This is a genomic window from Streptomyces sp. NBC_01275 (assembly GCF_026340655.1).
GTDB lineage: Bacteria > Actinomycetota > Actinomycetes > Streptomycetales > Streptomycetaceae > Streptomyces.
On sequence record NZ_JAPEOZ010000001.1, the window covers coordinates 6,150,920 to 6,164,931 of the forward strand.

The window sequence follows — 14,012 nt, forward strand, 5'->3', positions numbered from 1 at the left end:
CCGGCGGGCTCTCAGAGCCCCGCGCCCGCGTGCAACGGATCCACGCACAGTCCTACGACGGGCACGCACAGGCCCGGCTGGCCCGGCCGGCCCGGCTGACCGGGCTGCTGCGGCCTGGGCGCGGGCGCAGCGGTGGTCGGGGCGGGCGCAGGCGCCGGGGTGGCCGTGGCCGTCGGCTGCGGCGCGACGGTCGCCGTGGGCGGGTGAGCCGGGGCGTGCGGCGCGGCCGGTGCGGGTGTGACGCCGGGGGCGGCCGGGGTGTAGCTGGCCCCGGGGGTGAGGGCGACGGACGTGGGGGCGCCGGGGGCGCCCGGGAGGAGGCTGACCTCGGGAGTCGGGCGGGCGCCCGCCCCGCCCATGGGGGCCGGGGCGGTGGGGGCGGCGGAGACGGTGGCCCCCGCGTTGGCCGTACGGTCCGTGCCGGGGTCGGCGTCGTCGGCGTCGGTGACGGGATCCGGCCGGGGCTCCGCCTCCGCGGCGCCGATCCCTTCGACGCCCCCCGGATCGGGCGTCAGCCGTACCAGGCTCAGTACCCCGGCGGCCAGGGCGAGACCGCCCGCGGTGAACAGCACCTTGCGGGGCCGGGGCCGCCGATGCCGCCCACGGGGGCGCGGAGCCCAGGCCTGGGGTTCGGTCGGCTCCTGCCCGGTTCGCGTGGTGTCCGGCGTGCTCGTCATCGCGTTCCCTCTCCGATGCGGTCGCGCCCCCGATGCGCCGGGGCGGACGCACGTTATGCGCTCTCCTGGGCGCTTGTGGGGGAGTTGGGCGATGCGTCACCCGAACGGGTCGGCGGGGTGTGCGGGGCTGACCGCCCTTTCCTTGACGGACCCCGGCTGCGATGATCGGGGCGGAGATGTTAACCCGCGTTAACCGGAGGGCGTCGTGAGCGGAGAATTGAGCGAGGAGCGGTTCGGGGAGTTCGTGCTGGTGCGCCGGCACGGGGACGGCGGCCATGTCGCGGAGCTCGCCCTCGACCGGCCGAAGGCCATGAACGCCATGTCGACCGAGATGGCCCGCTCCCTCGCCGGCGCCTGTGCGGCGCTGGGCGAGGACCGGGACGTACGGGTGGTCGTGCTGACCTCGACGCACGAGCGGGCGTTCTGCGTCGGCGCCGACCTCAAGGAGCGCAACTCCTTCAGCGACGCCGAGCTGTTGCGGCAGCGGCCGGTGGCCCGGGCGGCCTACACCGGGGTGCTGGAGCTGCCGATGCCGACGGTCGCGGCGGTGCACGGGTTCGCGCTGGGCGGCGGGTTCGAGCTGGCGCTGGCCTGCGATGTGATCGTGGCCGACCGCACGGCCGTGGTGGGGCTGCCCGAGGTGTCGGTGGGGGTGATCCCGGGCGGCGGGGGCACCCAGCTGCTGCCGCGCCGGGTGGGGGCGGGGCGGGCGGCCGAGCTGGTGTTCACGGCCCGGCGGGTCGAGGCCGCCGAGGCGCGGGAGCTGGGCCTGGTGGACGTGCTGGTGGAGGAGGGCCGGGACCGGGAGGAGGCGCTCGCGACGGCGGCCCGGATCGGGGGCAACTCGCCGGTGGGGCTGCGGGCGGCCAAACGGGCGCTGCGGCTGGGCCACGGGCTGGACCTGCGGACGGGCCTGGAGGTCGAGGACGCGGCCTGGCGTGCGGTGGCGTTCTCGGGGGACCGGGCGGAGGGGGTCGCGGCGTTCAACGAGAAGCGGAGGCCGCAGTGGCCGGGGGAGTGAGTTCCCGGGGCGGGGGCGGGGTGCACCAGGGGATGTGACTCCCGGTGACCCTTCGACCTCTCTTATCCGCACAAATGTCCCTAGCCTGGGGTTATGGGTGACGACAGACGCCTCGCGGCGGTGGTGGCGCTGGCGCAGGGGATGGCGGCCGCGCACACGCCCCGGCAGTCCTGGCGCGCGGCGGCGCTCGGGGCGTGCCGGGCGCTGGCCGGCGGGTTCGCGGCGCTCTCGGTGTGGGAGCGCGACCTCGGACGGCTGCGGGTCCTGGTGAACGTGGGGGACCGGGCGGCCGACGAGGAGGAGTTCCCGGAGGACGAGGCCTACCCGGTCCACCAGTTCCCCGAGATCACCGAGTTCCTGCACGAACGCTGGGTGGCCGGCGGCGAGCCCAACGCCTGGGTGGAGACCGCGCAGGGCCCCGCCGCCGGCCGGCCCGGCTACTGCCATCAGCGGGTCGCCGCCCTGCGCCGCCGGGGCCGCGGCTCCTGCGTCGTCGCGCCGATCGTGCTGCACGGCCGCGCCTGGGGCGAGCTGTATGTCGCCCGCTCGGCCGGCACGCCCGTCTTCGACCGCGCCGACGCCGACTTCGCCACGGTCCTGGCCGCCGTCGTCGCCGCCGGGATCGCCCAGACCGACCAGTTGGAGGAGGCCCGCCGCCTCGCCTACACCGACGCCCTCACCGGCCTGGCCAACCGCCGCGCCGTCGACGTACGGCTGGAGGAGGCGATCGAGCGGCACCGGGCGGAGGGCCTGGTCGTCGGCCTCGTCGTCTGCGACCTCAACGGGCTCAAGCGGGTCAACGACACCCTTGGACACGCCGTCGGGGACCGGCTGCTGGAACGCTTCGGGTCCGTGCTGTCGCTGTGCGGGGCCATGCTGCCCGGGGCGCTGGCCGCCCGGCTCGGCGGGGACGAGTTCTGTCTGCTGGCCGTCGGGGCGCCCGCCGACGACGTGGTGAAGGTCGCCGACGACCTCTGCCGCCGGGCCGCCGAACTGGAGCTGGGCGAGGGCGTGGCCTGCGGGGTCGCCTGCACCGCGGACCCCATCGGAGAGGTGCGCTCGGCCCGCCGGCTCTTCCGGCTCGCCGACGCGGCCCAGTACCGGGCCAAGGCCGTGCGGGCCGTGCGTCCGGTCGTCGCGGGCCGGGAGGGCCCCGACGACCCCGTCGTACGGCTCGCCGACGAGCCGTCGCACGAGCGGACCGCCGCCGAGCGCCGCCGCTTCCGCGGCCGACCGTGAGGGCCGTGAGGCGCGCGACCTGCTGTGACCTTTCGGTAAGGGGCGAACCCGGGCCCCACTGGTGACATCTTCGTCTTCACTGCGTACGCTCCTGAATATGGATATGCATACTGTGGTGGTGGGGACGTCCGGGGTGACCGCGTCCGACGTGCTCGCCGTGGCGCGCGACGGCGCCCGCATCGAGCTGTCCGGGGAGGCGGTGGCGGCCCTCGCCGCGGCCCGCGGGATCGTGGACGCGCTCGCGGCCAAGCCCGAACCGGTCTACGGCGTCTCCACCGGTTTCGGCGCCCTCGCCACCCGGCACATCAGCCCCGAGCTGCGCGCCCAGCTCCAGCGCAACATCGTCCGCTCGCACGCCGCCGGCATGGGCCCGCGGGTCGAGCGCGAGGTCGTACGGGCGCTGATGTTCCTGCGGCTGAAGACCGTCTGCTCCGGACACACCGGCGTACGGCCCGAGGTCGCGCAGACCATGGCCGACATCCTGAACGCCGGCATCACCCCGGTCGTCCACGAGTACGGCTCCCTCGGCTGCTCCGGCGACCTGGCCCCCCTCTCCCACTGCGCCCTCACGCTCATGGGCGAGGGCGACGCGGAGGGCCCGGACGGGGCCGTACGGCCCGCGGGCGAGCTGCTCGCCGAGCACGGCATCGCCCCCGTCGAGCTGCGCGAGAAGGAGGGCCTGGCCCTCCTCAACGGCACCGACGGCATGCTCGGCATGCTGGTCATGGCCCTCGCCGACCTGGACCTGCTCTACAAGTCCGCCGACATCACGGCGGCCCTGTCGCTCGAGGCCCTGCTCGGCACGGACAAGGTCCTCGCCCCCGAGCTGCACGCCATCCGCCCGCACCCGGGACAGGGCGCCTCCGCCGCCAACATGCTGGCCGTGCTGGCGGGTTCGGAGCTGACCGGGCACCACCAGGACGACGCGCCCCGCGTCCAGGACGCCTACTCGGTGCGCTGCGCCCCGCAGGTCGCCGGCGCCGGCCGCGACACCATGGCCCACGCCCGCCTGGTCGCGGAACGGGAGTTGGCGTCGGCGGTGGACAACCCGGTCGTCCTGCCGGACGGGCGCGTGGAGTCCAACGGCAACTTCCACGGCGCCCCGGTGGCGTACGTGCTGGACTTCCTCGCCATCGCGGTCGCCGACCTCGCCTCCATCGCCGAGCGGCGCACCGACCGGCTGCTGGACAAGAACCGCAGCCACGGTCTCCCGCCGTTCCTCGCGGACGACGCGGGCGTCGACTCCGGCCTGATGATCGCCCAGTACACGCAGGCCGCGCTGGTCAGCGAGTTGAAGCGGCTGGCCGTACCGGCCTCGGCGGACTCGATCCCCTCCTCCGCCATGCAGGAGGACCACGTCTCGATGGGCTGGTCCGCGGCGCGCAAGCTGCGCACGGCCGTCGACAACCTCACGCGCGTGCTCGCCGTCGAGCTGTACGCCGCCACGCGCGCCGTCGAGCTGCGCGAGGGGCTGACCCCGGCGGCGGCCACCCGGGCGGTCATCGAGGGCGTCCGCAAGGCGGGCGTCCAGGGCCCCGGCCCGGACCGCTTCCTCGCGCCCGACCTCGCGGCGGCGGACGCGTTCGTGCGCGACGGGCGGCTGGTCGCGGCGGCGGAGGCGGTCACCGGGCCGCTGCGGTAGAGCAGTCGAGACGCAGTCGGGGCCCTGCCGCACGAAGGTGACGGCAGGGCCCCGACGGACAGTCGAGTTACTTGTTACTTGAGCTTGTTACTTGTTACTTGAGCTTGGCGACCTGCGCGGTGACGACGGCGGCCGGGTTGACGTCCATCTCGCCGCCCTTCGCGAGCGCGGCGAAGCTCACCGTGTAGAACGTGGCGATGGTGTTGCCCGTGCGGATCGCCTCGGCGTGGAAGGTGGCGGTGCCTTCGCCGTCCATGTCGACCGTCTCCGCGAACGCGATCGCCTCGTCGCCGCCCCCGGTGCCCTTCTCCGAGGCGACCTTGGTGACCTTCGAGTCCTCCCCGTCGGCCTTGAGGCCGTACCCGGAGGCACAGGCCGTCACGCCGTCGGAGACGGTCTTCATGGCCTTCTCGGCGCCGTCGCCGTCGTAGGAGGACAGGCCCACGAACGTCAGGCTGACGTCGAAGGCGTCCTCGATGTCCGCCGCGTCGGGCGACGCGGTGGCGGACGACGTCTTGTCCTCCGTGAGGGAGTTGCTGGCGTTCGCGTCCGTGTCACCCGGGGCGAGGCCGGCGGTCGCCCAGGCGAGCGGGTCGCACGCGGCCTTGTCGGTCTTCACCGCGGACTTGGACTTCGGCAGGGTGTCGTCCCCCGAGTCGAACGTGTACCCCTTGACGTCGCCCTTCGCCAGCAGCAGCTTCTCCAGCTCGGCCGACGTGAGTGCCTTCACGTCCGACGCCGCCGCCGACGCGGAGGCCGAACCCTTGGAGTCCTTGGCGTCGGTCGACTTCTCGTCCGAGTCCGACGAACAACCCGTGACGAACGCGAGCGACAGGGCGCTCACCGCGGCTATGGCGCACAGCCGCGCCCCCGTTGATCTCTTCATGAGCGGACTATGAAGGTTCTGCCAAAGAAGAGTCAAGTTAATTCAAAAGTCCAGGCGTTCCCGGCGAACCGAATAGAGCACGAAGCCCGCGCCCAGGGCGAGGAGCGTGGTTCCGCCGACCATGTACGGGGTGGTGTCGAAGCTTCCGGTGTCGGCGAGCCGGACGCCCTCGTCCGAGTCGGTGGACGAGGTCACGGTCGAGGTCGCGGACGACGTCCCGGACGAGGCCGTGGTCACGGAGGCGGCCCGCGCCTGGGTCGTGACCTGCGCCGTCGCTTCCGTTCTGGCCGGGGTGTCCTGGGACGCGTTGGCGGACGGGACGAACCACAGGGCGCCCAGCAGGGTCCCCGCGGCGGTGGCGGTCAGCAACGGACGGCGAGCGGATGACACGGAATATCGATCCCCTTGTGGCGCTGGTGAATTGGCCGTGTGCCCCGATGCTAATGAAAGGCGCGGGTCGCGGGAAAGCCGCGGGAGCTGTGAGCCGTACGCTCCGGGCATGAGCACTGAAGAGACATCACGTTTTGTACGCCTTCGGGTGGAACTCGTCCTCGAGGTTCACGACGAGGACGCGGTCGCGAAGGCGGCGCTGCGGCGGCTCGCGGAGGAGGAGTCCGACCCGGAGGCTTCGGAGGGCGAGCGCGCGCATGCCGAGAGTGCTGTGACGGAAGACACCGCGGAGGCCCTCGCGTATCTCGTCGATCCGTTCGACCTGGTCAGTGAGGTTCCCGGGGTGGAACTCCAACAGGCCTCCTGGTCCAGCGAGGAGATCGACTACGACCCCGATTCGCCGGACTGGGACCTCGACGAGGATGATGGCGACGAGAATGACGAGGGTGACAACGCGGACGGCTGAACGTCTTGGGGAATTCGTGACCCCGGACGGCAACCGCCGACCGGGGTCTCGTCGTCTCAGGGGACGCACTGACCGACACCCGCACCACCTGTCCCCCCTATTTCCGGGGACGTGGCGTGGCCCACACGTTCCGCGAAAGTGGAACGGGATGAACCGGTCTTGGCGTTGAAGTTTGTTAACGGGGACTGCGGGGACTCTCGGGGTTTCGGGAAATCGGCGACGATGGAGAAGCGTGTGATGACGGACAGTAGGCGGCGTCGAGGTCTGATGACCGCGTCCGCACTGCTCGGTGGTGTTCTGGTGCTCTCTGCTTGTTCCGGCGGCGACAGCAGTGCCTCCGACGGCGGAGACAGCTCCTCGCAGGCGAAGGCCGACGAGGCGGCGGCGCAGAAGTCCTCCGAGGCCCAGATCAAGATCACGCCGACGGACGGCTCCGACAACGCCTCGATCAACAACTCGGCGGCCGTCACGGTGAGCAAGGGCACGCTCAGTTCCGTGACGATGACCACCTCCGACGGCACGGCCGTGCAGGGCGCGCTCTCGGCCGACAAGACCAGCTGGAAGCCCAGCGCCCAGCTGGAGCGCTCCACCACCTACAAGGTGACGGCCAGCGCGAAGGACTCCAAGGGCCTCGAGGCCCACGAGAACGCGTCCTTCACCACGGTCTCGCCGGACAACAGCTTCATAGGCAACTTCACGCCCGAGGACGGCTCGACCGTCGGCGTGGGCATGCCGGTGTCGATCAACTTCAACAAGGAGATCACCGACAAGGCGGCCGTCCAGAAGGGCGTCACGGTCACCAGCACCAGCGGCCAGGAGGTCGTCTGCCACTGGTTCTCCACCCAGCGCATGGACTGCCGGCCCGAGGACTACTGGAAGGAGAACTCCACCGTCACGCTGAAGCTCGCGCTCGACGGAGTGGAGGGCGCCAACGGTGTCTTCGGGGTCCAGCAGAAGACGGTCACCTTCAAGATCGGCCGCAACCAGGTCTCCGTCGTCGACGCGCAGACCAAGCAGATGAAGGTCACGCACAACGGCGCGGTCATCAAGACCATCCCGATCTCGGCCGGTTCGCCCGACAACAAGACGTACGAAGGCCAGATGGTGATGTCGGAGAAGTTCAAGGAGACGCGCATGAACGGCGCGACCGTGGGCTTCACCGACGACGACGGCAAGGGCGAGTACGACATCAAGGACGTGCCGCACGCCATCCGCCTCACCAACTCCGGCACCTTCGTGCACGGCAACTACTGGGGCGCGAAGTCCGTCTTCGGCTCGGTGAACACCAGCCACGGCTGCGTGGGCCTGTCGGACACCAAGGGCGCCAACGACACGGGCACCGCGGGCTACTGGTTCTACACCAACTCGATGGTCGGTGACGTCGTGGTCGTGAAGAACACCGGCGACAAGACCGTGGCCCCGGACAACGGCCTCAACGGCTGGAACATGGACTGGGCGCAGTGGAAGGCCGGTTCGGCCGTCTGAGACGGTTTCCGGCGGTCTGATCCCTGGCCGATTCACAGCATTCCGATGCCGCCCTCAGGGGCGGCATCGGTGTTTCCGGGGTCAACCACAGCCTTCTCATCATTCTCTTATTTCTGCCTTATCCAGTCATCACGCGCCGTACCTACCGTGCGGCCATGTTCTTCACCTACCTGAGGCGCGAGTTGCGCCGCCGCAGAAAGGCGGCCCTCGTCGTCGCCTCCGGCCTCGCGCTGGGCATCGCGCTGGTCATCGTGGTCTCTTCCGTGTCCTCCGGCATGGGGAAGGCCCAGGACAAGGTCCTGCAGTCCCTGTACGGCCTGGGTACGGACATGACGGTCACCAAGGCGGCCTCGCCCACCGCCAGCGCCTCCGACCGTCCGCGTTTCCAGTTCGACGCGCAGGACAACGACTCGGACGCGGAGCAGAGCACCGACCGCGTCATGGTGCAGGGCTTCCAGACCCTGTCGACCTCGACCGTCGCCAAGGTCGGCAAGCAGAGCGGGGTCTCCGACGCGGTCGGCGGGCTGAGCCTCCAAGTCATCAAGGTCAGCGGCCAGTTCACCCGCGGCCAGTTCCAGCAGAACGGCAACGGCGGCACCGGCGGCCAGCAGGGCGGCGGCCAGGGCGGCAACGGCGGCGGCACCGGCCAGCCGCAGGGCGAGGTCCAGGGCGGCGGCGCCAACTTCGACGTCAACAACTACTCCGTGTACGGCACCGACGTCACCAAGCCGGCCCTCGGCCCGCTGACCTCCTCCAAGATCACCAGCGGCCGTACGTTCAAGACGACGGAGGCCGCCGCCAAGGTCGCCGTCCTCGACTCGGCGTACGCCAAGGAGAAGAAGCTCAAGGTCGGTTCGACCGTCACCATCAAGAGCGTCAAGTTCAAGGTGGTCGGCGTCGCCACGGCCGACAGCGGCGACTCGGCCGCCAACGTCTACATCCCGCTGACCCAGGCGCAGACGATCAGCGACTCGAAGAACAAGGTCACCACGATCTACGTCCAGGCGACGGACTCCCAGCAGATCGACAGCGTCAAGTCGACCATCCAGAAGAACGTCTCGGGTACGACCGTGACGACCTCCGCGGACCTCGCGGACACCGTCTCCGGCTCCCTCTCCACGGCGTCCTCCCTCGCCACCAACGTCGGCAAGTGGCTGTCCATCGCGGTTCTGATCGCCGCGTTCCTGGTCGCCGGTCTGCTGACCTCCTCGGCGGTCTCCCGCCGGGTGCGCGAGTTCGGCACGCTGAAGGCGCTGGGCTGGAAGTCCGGCCGGGTCACCCGGCAGGTCGTCGGCGAGGCCATGGTCAACGGTCTGCTGGGCGGTGCGCTGGGCATCGGGATCGGTCTGGCGGGCGCGTACGTCGTCACCGCCATCAGCCCCACCCTCCAGGCCCATTTGGGCAGCTCCGGGGGCGGCGGCGGTCAGGGCGGTCCCGGCGGAGGCGGCGGCTTCGGCGGCCCCGGTCGGCAGGCGGCGGCCAAGACGCTCGACGTCGCACTGACCGCGCCGGTGAGCGTCACCACGGTGGCCGTCGCGGTCGGCCTCGCCGTCGCCGGCGGTCTGATCGCGGGGGCGTTCGGCGGCTGGCGGGCGTCGAGGCTGCGGCCGGCCGACGCGCTGCGGCGCGTCGAGTAGCCGACCGACCCTCACCTCTCTCACGCATCCCAGGAGTTGTTGTCCCCATGTACGAACTCAGCGGCGTCACCAAGCGCTACACCCGCGGCAAGGAGACGGTCCACGCGCTCGACGGCGTCGACCTGACGATCCCGGACGGCGACCGGCTCGTCATCCAGGGTCCCACCGGCGGCGGCAAGTCCACCCTCCTCCAGATGCTCGGCGGCCTCGACCGGCCCTCCGAGGGCGAGGTCGTCCTCGACGGCGTCGACCTGGCCAAGCTGTCCGAGGCCAAGCTCACGAAGGTGCGCAGCGAGAACATCGGCTTCGTCTTCCAGTCCTTCAACCTCATCCCGACGCTCACCGCGCAGGAGAACGTCGAGACCGCCCTCGTGCCGATGGGCGTGAAGACGAAGGAGCGGCGCGAACGGGCCGCCGAGGCGCTGAAGTCCGTAGGCCTGGGCGAGCGGCTCGGGCATCTGCCCGGCGAGATGTCCGGCGGCCAGCAGCAGCGCGTCGCCATCGCCCGCGCGCTGGTCAAGCAGCCGAAGGTGCTGCTCGCCGACGAGCCCACCGGCAACCTCGACGAGGGGATGCGCGACGAGATCATGGACGTGCTCCACACCATGTGGAAGGAGCACGGCCTCACCTTCATCATGGTCACCCACGACTCCTCGATCGCGAAGAAGGCCCCGCGGGTCGCGACGATCCGCAAGGGCAAGATCACGGTGAAGGAGAACGCGGCGTCGAAGTGAGCTGAACGTCGTATCGAGCCGAGAGTCGTATCGAGCCGAGAGTCGTATCGAGCCGAACGTCGTATCGAGCCGAACCCGGACGCCGTCAGACGGACGGCGTCCGGAAGCCCGTCCGTGTCGCGTCCGCGCCCCAGCTCGCCAGCAGGCGCAGGGCCTCCGCCGAAGCCGAACCCGGTTCCGCGTGGTACGTCACCATCGACTGCTCGGAGTCGTCGGCCAGCCTGAATCCCTCGAAGTTCAGGGACAGGTCGCCCACCAGCGGATGCTTCAGCAGCTTCACGCCGTGGCTCTTCTCCTTGACGTCGTGGGTCGCCCACAGGCGGCGGAAGTCCTCGCTCTTGACGGACAGTTCGCCGACCAGCGCCGACAGCCGGGGGTCGTCGGGATAGCAGCCGGCGTCCATCCGCAGCACGCACACGATGTCGATCGCCTTCTGCTCCCAGTCCACGAACAGCTCGCGGTACGCGGGCCGCAGGAACACCATCCGCGCCCAGTTGCGCTCCGCGACGGGCAGTTCCGCCCAGTCGCCGAAGACGGCCGCCGCCATCCGGTTCCAGGCCAGGACCTCCGTGCGCCGCCCCACGATGTACGCGGGCACCCCGTCCAGCAGGTCCAGGAACTGCTGCAGCGACGCCCGTGCCTGCTGCGTCCGCGCCCCCGGCTTCTTCTTGTGCTGCTTGGGCTTCGCCAGATGGGTCAGATGCGCGTGCTCGGCGTCGGTGAGCCGCAGCGCGCGGGCGATGGAGTCCAGCACCTCCGCCGACACGTTCCGCCCGTTGCCCTGCTCCAGCCGCGTGTAGTACGCCACCGACACCCCGGCCAGCTGCGCCAGCTCCTCGCGCCGCAGCCCCGGCACTCTGCGGTGCCGCCCGAAGTCCGGCAGCCCCACGTCCTCGGGCTTCAGCCGGGCCCGCCGGGTGCGCAGGAACTCGCTGAGCTCGGCGCGCCGGTCCAGGGAGGCGCCGGAGGCGGCCTCCGGCTGCTCGGTCCAGGCGTGCACGGGGTCCATCGCGTCCATGCGTCCAGTATTCACGGTCGTACGTCCAGCATCCTGACCCCGCCAGTGGTAGGCACGGCAGACGTACGCAGAGGCGTGGCCTGGGTGAATCCTGGGCGATGGGGCAGGCTGGACGTCGTACCCGGTCAGATCCGGCGGGAATCCGGCGGCAACCCAGTCGGAATCCAACAGGATCAGAAGGCAGCCGGGCACGGACCCCCCTCCTAGGAGACCCCCAGCATGACCACTGTTGCTGCGTACGCCGCCCCCTCCGCCAAGGCCCCGCTGGAGCGCACCACCATCGAGCGGCGCGCGGTCGGCGAGTTCGACGTACTGATCGACATCAAGTTCGCCGGCATCTGCCACTCCGACATCCACCAGGCCCGTGAGGGCTGGGGCGAGGCCATCTTCCCGATGGTCCCCGGCCACGAGATCGCGGGCATCGTCTCCGAGGTCGGCTCCGGCGTCACCAAGCACGCCGTCGGCGACCGGGTGGGCGTCGGCTGTCTCGTCGACTCCTGCCGTGAGTGCGACAACTGCAAGGCGGGCCTGGAGCAGTACTGCACCGTCGGCGGCGTCGGCACCTACAACGCCGTCGGCAAGGACGGCGAGCCCACCTACGGCGGCTACTCCGAGAAGATCGTCGTCGACGAGAACTACGTCGTACGGATCCCGGACGGCCTGTCCCTGGACGTGGCCGCCCCGCTCCTGTGCGCCGGCATCACCACGTACTCCCCGCTGAAGCACTGGAACGCCGGCCCCGGCAAGCGGGTCGCCGTCCTCGGCATGGGCGGCCTCGGCCACATGGGCGTCAAGATCGCGCACGCGCTCGGCGCCGAGGTGACCGTCCTGTCCCAGTCGCTGCGCAAGAAGGACGACGGCCTGAAGCTGGGCGCCGACCACTACTACGCCACCAGCGACCCGGAGACGTTCAAGGAGCTGGCGGGCACCTTCGACCTGATCCTGTCCACCGTCTCCGCCCCGCTCGACCTGAGCGCCTTCCTGGCCCTGCTCCGCACGGACGGCGCCTTCATCAACGTGGGCGCGCCCGAGGAGCCCGTCGCCCTCAACCTGTTCTCGGTGATCATGGGCCGCAAGACCCTCGCCGGCTCCGGCATCGGCGGCATCCAGGAGACCCAGGAGATGCTGGACTTCTGTGCGGAGCACGGCCTCGGCGCCGAGATCGAGCTGATCGGCGCCGAGCAGATCAACGAGGCGTACGAGCGGGTGCTGGCGAGTGACGTCCGCTACCGGTTCGTGATCGACACGGCGACGATCTGATCCTGTGTGATCCGGCCCGTGTGATCCGGCCCGTGTGATCCGACCTGTGTGATCCGGCCAGTGTGATCCGACCTGTGTGCCGAAGGGCCCCGGCGATGCGCCGGGGCCCTTCCGCTTACGGTCACATGGCGTGGGTGCCCGATACGACGGCTATCCTCCAGGTCGCCGCACCATCGCTGACGTGCACGGACAGAGCCTGCTCGACCGGATCGGTGTAGACCTGCCCGATGGTGATGGGCCCGTCGCACTTGACCCTGTTGGGGGCCTGGTCCGGGTGCTTGCGGTCGACGATGGTCACCGTGCCCGCTCCTGAGCATCTGGCGTGGACGGTGTAGACGTCCGTCAACGGCTTGAACGCAGGAAGGTCGGTGTCCGCGGTGCCGCTGGTCAGGGGGACGAGGAGCTGTGACCCGGCCGGAAGGTCGAGTCCCGATCCCTTGGCGGACTGGTTGGTCTGCGCGGACGGGTTGGCCTGCGCGGACGGAGTGGACCGCGCGGCGCGGGAACTTCTGGTGTCGTGGGTCGCCGTGTCGTCAGTCGCCGTACAGGCGGCCGTGAGCAGCAGGACGAGCAGGACGAGCGGGGCGGGGACGGCGATGGCACGGCGGCCCATGGGTTCTCCTTGGTGGGATGCCGCGACCCCGGCGGAAAAGCCGGGGCCGCGCCGATGGTCGGCCGAGGTCAGTTGACCTCCCAGCCCTCTCGGTAGGGCGCCCACACCGTCATGTTCTTCTTGTTGGTGACCGAGCAGTCACCATTGAGGGTGGCCGTGTACCCCTGGATGTTCTCCTTCATGATTCCGTAATCGCCGGTTACGGTCGAATGTGCCTTGACCTGGCCACTGGTCCCGACGTTCAGCGACGACGTCCAGCTTTTCGAGGCGCTGGCGTTGATATCGGCTTTGATCTTCCCGAGCCACAGCACCTTGTACTCCGCGCTGATGGTGACGGATGCGCCGATGGTCGTCGTTCCCGACTTCTGTGAGCTGAAGTTGTAATCGATCGCGTAGGACTTGTTGTTCGTGACGTACGTCGAGTACTTGACGGACATCGTGTTCTTCACGTTCTTCGTGATGTGGACAAAGGGCCCCGTCACGCTGCAGTGGCTGTCCGCCGAATACTGGGGCTCCTGGAACGTCGGTCCGTCGACCTCGCCGGGAATCGGAAGATCCTCGTCCAGTACCTCGTCGCTCTGCACCCCGGCCACCGCCGTCGAGTCCGCGGCCAACGGTTGCGCATCGATCTCTCCCGCGAGTGCCGGTGTCGCACTCCCCATGAGCAGCAGACCGGTCATGACTGCTGCAGCACGCATCTTCACGTTTTTACCCCCTGAATTCCCGGCCGCCCGGTCGAGGCCGCCGTTGCGGAGTGATCAGAGCACACTCCGACCGGCGAATAACAGGCAGTTGAGCAAAGCCTGAGGCTTTATGGAATGGTTCGACCGGTCGAACCGTACCTCAAGGGCAAAACCAAATTAAGTGTTTCGACTGTCGCATCCTTTTCCCAAATCTCATCCAAGAGATCTCCAAATGCCGATCGGAACTCCCTCGTTCGGTGG

The 14,012-nt window shown here is 70.2% G+C and carries 14 protein-coding genes; 8 read left to right on the top strand and 6 right to left on the bottom strand.

Annotated elements, in window-relative coordinates; genetic code table 11:
• Positions 1-11: 11 nt before the first annotated feature.
• Complete coding sequence (locus OG562_RS27305) at positions 12-677, bottom strand: hypothetical protein (protein WP_266402301.1); 666 nt, start codon at positions 675-677, stop codon at positions 12-14.
• A 217-nt stretch (positions 678-894) separates the two neighbouring features.
• On the opposite strand from OG562_RS27305, the gene OG562_RS27310 reads away from it, so the two are divergent.
• The 3 genes from OG562_RS27310 to hutH all read left to right on the top strand — a co-directional run bounded on the left by OG562_RS27310 (position 895) and on the right by hutH (position 4,579).
• Complete coding sequence (locus tag OG562_RS27310) at positions 895-1,698, top strand: enoyl-CoA hydratase/isomerase family protein (RefSeq protein ID WP_266409562.1); 804 nt, start codon at positions 895-897, stop codon at positions 1,696-1,698.
• Positions 1,699-1,791: 93 nt separating this feature from the next.
• Positions 1,792-2,937 (top strand): GGDEF domain-containing protein, encoded by a 1,146-nt coding sequence (locus OG562_RS27315; RefSeq protein WP_266402303.1) that lies wholly within the window; start codon positions 1,792-1,794, stop codon positions 2,935-2,937.
• Between the two features lie 103 nt (positions 2,938-3,040).
• Complete coding sequence (gene hutH, locus OG562_RS27320) at positions 3,041-4,579, top strand: histidine ammonia-lyase (protein ID WP_266409564.1); 1,539 nt, start codon at positions 3,041-3,043, stop codon at positions 4,577-4,579.
• Positions 4,580-4,673: 94 nt separating this feature from the next.
• On the opposite strand, the gene OG562_RS27325 is transcribed toward hutH, so the two are convergent.
• Positions 4,674-5,465 carry a hypothetical protein gene (locus tag OG562_RS27325; RefSeq protein WP_266402304.1) on the bottom strand — a complete coding sequence of 264 codons (792 nt, stop codon included), beginning with the start codon at positions 5,463-5,465 and terminating at the stop codon, positions 4,674-4,676.
• Positions 5,466-5,507: 42 nt separating this feature from the next.
• Positions 5,508-5,855: an LPXTG cell wall anchor domain-containing protein gene (locus OG562_RS27330; RefSeq protein ID WP_266402305.1), complete on the bottom strand. Its 348-nt coding sequence runs from the start codon at positions 5,853-5,855 to the stop codon at positions 5,508-5,510.
• A 109-nt stretch (positions 5,856-5,964) separates the two neighbouring features.
• Between OG562_RS27330 and OG562_RS27335 the strand changes: the two genes are divergently transcribed.
• The 4 genes from OG562_RS27335 (at position 5,965) to OG562_RS27350 (ending at position 10,177) form a co-directional block, all read left to right on the top strand.
• Positions 5,965-6,321: a hypothetical protein gene (locus OG562_RS27335; protein WP_266402307.1), complete on the top strand. Its 357-nt coding sequence runs from the start codon at positions 5,965-5,967 to the stop codon at positions 6,319-6,321.
• A 222-nt stretch (positions 6,322-6,543) separates the two neighbouring features.
• Positions 6,544-7,806, top strand: a complete 1,263-nt coding sequence (locus OG562_RS27340; RefSeq protein ID WP_266402309.1) for an Ig-like domain-containing protein — start codon at positions 6,544-6,546, stop codon at positions 7,804-7,806.
• Positions 7,807-7,961: 155 nt separating this feature from the next.
• Entirely contained in the window at positions 7,962-9,443 is a 1,482-nt protein-coding gene (locus tag OG562_RS27345) for an ABC transporter permease (protein WP_266402311.1), read from the top strand.
• A gap of 47 nt (positions 9,444-9,490) precedes the next feature.
• Entirely contained in the window at positions 9,491-10,177 is a 687-nt protein-coding gene (locus OG562_RS27350) for an ABC transporter ATP-binding protein (RefSeq protein WP_266402314.1), read from the top strand.
• Positions 10,178-10,262: 85 nt separating this feature from the next.
• On the opposite strand, the gene OG562_RS27355 is transcribed toward OG562_RS27350, so the two are convergent.
• The gene (locus OG562_RS27355; RefSeq protein WP_266409566.1) at positions 10,263-11,186 is read right to left on the bottom strand and encodes a helix-turn-helix domain-containing protein; all 924 of its coding nucleotides are present in this window, start codon (positions 11,184-11,186) and stop codon (positions 10,263-10,265) included.
• 228 nt (positions 11,187-11,414) lie between these two features.
• Here OG562_RS27355 and OG562_RS27360 point away from each other — a divergent pair, with 228 nt between their 5' ends.
• Positions 11,415-12,455, top strand: coding sequence for an NAD(P)-dependent alcohol dehydrogenase (locus OG562_RS27360; protein WP_266402316.1), 1,041 nt, complete (start codon positions 11,415-11,417; stop codon positions 12,453-12,455).
• A gap of 121 nt (positions 12,456-12,576) precedes the next feature.
• On the opposite strand, the gene OG562_RS27365 is transcribed toward OG562_RS27360, so the two are convergent.
• Both OG562_RS27365 and OG562_RS27370 read right to left on the bottom strand, forming a co-directional pair.
• Positions 12,577-13,068, bottom strand: coding sequence for a hypothetical protein (locus OG562_RS27365; protein ID WP_266402319.1), 492 nt, complete (start codon positions 13,066-13,068; stop codon positions 12,577-12,579).
• A 68-nt stretch (positions 13,069-13,136) separates the two neighbouring features.
• Positions 13,137-13,766, bottom strand: a complete 630-nt coding sequence (locus OG562_RS27370) for a hypothetical protein (protein ID WP_266402321.1) — start codon at positions 13,764-13,766, stop codon at positions 13,137-13,139.
• Between the last annotated feature and the right edge of the window lie 246 nt (positions 13,767-14,012).

Bases quoted from the DNA above. Each gene is read 5' to 3' on its own strand.
- OG562_RS27305 (WP_266402301.1), bottom strand. From the start codon at position 677: ATGACGAGCACGCCGGACACCACGCGAACCGGGCAGGAGCCGACCGAA.
- OG562_RS27315 (WP_266402303.1), top strand. From the start codon at position 1,792: ATGGGTGACGACAGACGCCTCGCGGCGGTGGTGGCGCTGGCGCAGGGG.
- hutH (WP_266409564.1), top strand. From the start codon at position 3,041: ATGCATACTGTGGTGGTGGGGACGTCCGGGGTGACCGCGTCCGACGTG.
- OG562_RS27325 (WP_266402304.1), bottom strand. From the start codon at position 5,465: ATGAAGAGATCAACGGGGGCGCGGCTGTGCGCCATAGCCGCGGTGAGC.
- OG562_RS27335 (WP_266402307.1), top strand. From the start codon at position 5,965: ATGAGCACTGAAGAGACATCACGTTTTGTACGCCTTCGGGTGGAACTC.
- OG562_RS27340 (WP_266402309.1), top strand. From the start codon at position 6,544: ATGGAGAAGCGTGTGATGACGGACAGTAGGCGGCGTCGAGGTCTGATG.
- OG562_RS27345 (WP_266402311.1), top strand. From the start codon at position 7,962: ATGTTCTTCACCTACCTGAGGCGCGAGTTGCGCCGCCGCAGAAAGGCG.
- OG562_RS27350 (WP_266402314.1), top strand. From the start codon at position 9,491: ATGTACGAACTCAGCGGCGTCACCAAGCGCTACACCCGCGGCAAGGAG.
- OG562_RS27355 (WP_266409566.1), bottom strand. From the start codon at position 11,186: ATGGACCCCGTGCACGCCTGGACCGAGCAGCCGGAGGCCGCCTCCGGC.
- OG562_RS27360 (WP_266402316.1), top strand. From the start codon at position 11,415: ATGACCACTGTTGCTGCGTACGCCGCCCCCTCCGCCAAGGCCCCGCTG.
- OG562_RS27365 (WP_266402319.1), bottom strand. From the start codon at position 13,068: ATGGGCCGCCGTGCCATCGCCGTCCCCGCCCCGCTCGTCCTGCTCGTC.
- OG562_RS27370 (WP_266402321.1), bottom strand. From the start codon at position 13,766: ATGCGTGCTGCAGCAGTCATGACCGGTCTGCTGCTCATGGGGAGTGCG.